This is a genomic window from Oleiphilus sp. HI0067 (assembly GCF_001635735.1).
In genome coordinates this window covers 1-974 of the sequence record NZ_LWFI01001500.1, presented here as the reverse complement: position 1 = coordinate 974, position 974 = coordinate 1, and the positions used below count along the sequence as shown (strand labels likewise).

Below are 974 nucleotides of genomic sequence, written 5' to 3'. Positions count from 1 at the left end.
GTTGCGCTCAAGATTCTCATAAGCTGGTGCAGTAAAGAATGCTTTTACACGTGAAATTTCTTGCTCTGTCAGCTGGTTTTCTGAGTCTTTCAGGAAAGCCCATTCAGCTTCGACTTTCTCTTTGAAAACAGCCGGAGTTAGCGCTTTTACTAAGATCTTGATACGCGCTTTGTATTTATTGTCACGACGACCATGACGGTTGTAAACACGAAGGATCGCTTCTAGATAGGTAAGAAGATCTTTCTCAGCAACAAAGTCATTAATCAATGAGCCGATAAGCGGAGTACGACCCAAGCCGCCGCCGACAAATACTTTAAAGCCAACTTGGCCTTCAGCATTTTTTACGATTTCTAAGCCGATGTCGTGAACAGCAATCGCTGCACGATCTGCACTTGGACAAGCATTTACAGCAATTTTGAACTTGCGAGGTAAGAACGCGTATTCAGGGTGTAAGGTTGACCACTGACGAATGATTTCGCAGTAAGGGCGCGGATCGACGACTTCATCATCGATGACGCCAGCGAATTGGTCTGTAGTGGTGTTACGAATACAGTTGCCACTAGTTTGAATAGCATGCATTTCTACGTCAGCAAGCTGGCGAAGCATTTCTGGTACGTCTTTAATTTCTGGCCAGTTGAACTGAACATTTTGACGTGTAGTGAAGTGCACGTAGCCTTTGTCGAAATCACGTGATAATTGCGCGAGCTTACGAAGCTGTGTGCTGTTGATCATTCCGTAAGGGATCGCAACACGAAGCATTGGCGCATGACGTTGAACGTAAAGACCGTTTTGAAGGCGCAGTGGCAAATACTCATCTGCCGCAAGCGTGCCTGCAAAGTAACGATCGGTTTGACCTTGAAATTGGGCAACGCGCTCTTTAACAATGCGCGAATCCACTTCGTCGTAAATATACATACTGGCTTTTACCGTTACTGACGTAGTTATAAGTTGTAATGTTGGAGCTAATACTAGGG

The 974-nt window shown here is 45.2% G+C and carries 1 protein-coding gene; it reads right to left on the bottom strand.

Annotated elements, in window-relative coordinates:
- On the bottom strand, positions 1–915 hold a 915-nt coding region (locus tag A3739_RS24465), incomplete at its 3' end, for a nitrite/sulfite reductase (RefSeq protein ID WP_197472547.1).
- Positions 916–974: the final 59 nt, after the last annotated feature.